Here is a 1,827-nt window from a genome sequence, read left to right on the forward strand (position 1 = left end):
TTCTCTGTGAATGTTTTTTTACTCATGATGTTTCCCCGATTTCTACTAGTTGTCTATTTGTCATTATACAAAAAAATACCCTATAGGTAGACTTTTTTTAAGTGTCTACTCTATAGGGTACATTTTATAAAGGGATGAGCTGTTGTATATGTATGAAACTGCCGTGCACCTTTCGTCGACAAGCAACCATAGGCGTTACTCAAGCAGTTAGCTCGGCCCAGGCAACCCTGCGGCACATGGGAGCTTCCACTTAATGCTGCTTCCTTCCGGACCTGACATGGTTCATGGATTCCCATTGCGCAGGACCCAGGCGTCAACACCACTTACTTGAGGCAGCCCTACAGTATGCAAGCCTCGGAAAGGAATTCGGCCTCGCTGGAGCGGATTGCGAGTACAGGGCACCGCTACCTCCCCGCCTAGCACGGCAAAATTGATACCAATTATTCAGTTGCGCCATTTAACGACGCAAGATTAAGTATACTAGGGTTTACGTAAAAAAGCAATGGGTAGTACCTGTAAGTTCTTTACAGTGGTGACTGCTTTTTATTCTTCTCTTCTTTCTTCCTTGCTCTCAGTTCCCGGAAAAAATCAGATAGGATTGCACCGCATGATTCTTCCAGCACACCAGAGACCACTTCGCACTGGTGATTAAACCGGCTGTCATTCAAAAGGTTCATCAATGTACCTGCGCAACCTGCTTTCGGATCTGCTGCCCCGTATACGACTTTTTCAATCCGGGACAAGATGATCGCTCCGCTGCACATTGGACACGGTTCAAGCGTCACGTAAAGTTCAGCGCCCTCCAGCCTCCAGGTCCCTGCGTTTTCACATGCCTCCTGAATTGCCAGGGTTTCTGCATGAGTGATTGCATTCTGTGTCGTTTCCCTTAGGTTATATCCGCGGCCGATGACTTCGTCCCCCATAACCACCACAGCACCAATGGGAACTTCATTGATTTCCCTTGCTTTTTCCGCTTCTTTCAATGCTTCCATCATAAAATGTTCTTCTCTAGTCTTCATACAGAACTCCTAACATTTTTTCCTTATTTATTTATTTTATAAAAATTCCCTTAACATTCCAAACTATAATAGAAAGGGGCAAACACCATGATACCTAAAGACACTGCACTTCTCGTGATCGATATTATGAATCCATTTGATTTTTCACACGGGGAGACACTCGCTCAGCATGCGAAAAAGATTGTCGGGCCGATCAACGATTTGCGCAATTATTGTAAAAAGCACGGCCTTCCGGTCATTTATATCAATGACCATTATGAACTGTGGAAAGCAGACCTCGAGTTGATCTATGACAAGTGTCATAACAAAACGAGTTCAGATATCATTACCCCATTGCGCCCTGACGAGGATGATTTCTTCCTTATAAAACCTAAGCATTCTGCTTTTTACGGGACTGCACTGAACACCCTGCTTCATCATCTGTCTGTGAAAAACATCATCCTGACAGGCATCGCCGGAAATATCTGTGTCCTGTTCACTGCAAATGACGCTTACATGAGGGAATTTGGATTGTTCGTTCCAAATAATGCGATAGCTTCTGTAAGCGAGGAAGACAATCACTATGCCCTGACGATGATGAAGAATGTATTAAAGGCGAATATCGATGATACCGGAACGTTACTATAATATTTCAATCGTTCATTCACATTAAAGCAATACAGAACTACATCCTGACCATACAAGAATACTCGGCATAATTCCCCGTCATAACCTGCCCTCCCCAATCATAGGCTGATTATAGTGAAGATAAAGGGAGGGCCTCAGTATGCAAATTCACGTTGTCCAGCCGAACCAATCATTATTTGGT

General features: G+C 44.0%; 2 protein-coding genes and 1 other RNA gene. 1 reads left to right on the plus strand and 2 read right to left on the minus strand.

All coding sequences use genetic code 11. The features are described from left to right. Positions 1-161: 161 nt before the first annotated feature. Both ffs and tadA read right to left on the minus strand, forming a co-directional pair. Positions 162-425: signal recognition particle sRNA large type (gene ffs, locus HP456_RS23495), an RNA gene on the minus strand. 99 nt (positions 426-524) lie between these two features. Next, positions 525-1,019, minus strand: a complete 495-nt coding sequence (tadA, locus tag HP456_RS23500; protein ID WP_172255550.1) for a tRNA adenosine(34) deaminase TadA — start codon at positions 1,017-1,019, stop codon at positions 525-527. Positions 1,020-1,106: 87 nt separating this feature from the next. Here tadA and HP456_RS23505 point away from each other — a divergent pair, with 87 nt between their 5' ends. Beyond that, entirely contained in the window at positions 1,107-1,646 is a 540-nt protein-coding gene (locus HP456_RS23505; protein WP_172255552.1) for a cysteine hydrolase family protein, read from the plus strand. Positions 1,647-1,827 lie beyond the last annotated feature (181 nt).

Source organism: Bacillus haikouensis (assembly GCF_013179555.1).
Taxonomy (GTDB): Bacteria; Bacillota; Bacilli; order Bacillales; family Bacillaceae_B; genus Rossellomorea; species Rossellomorea haikouensis_A.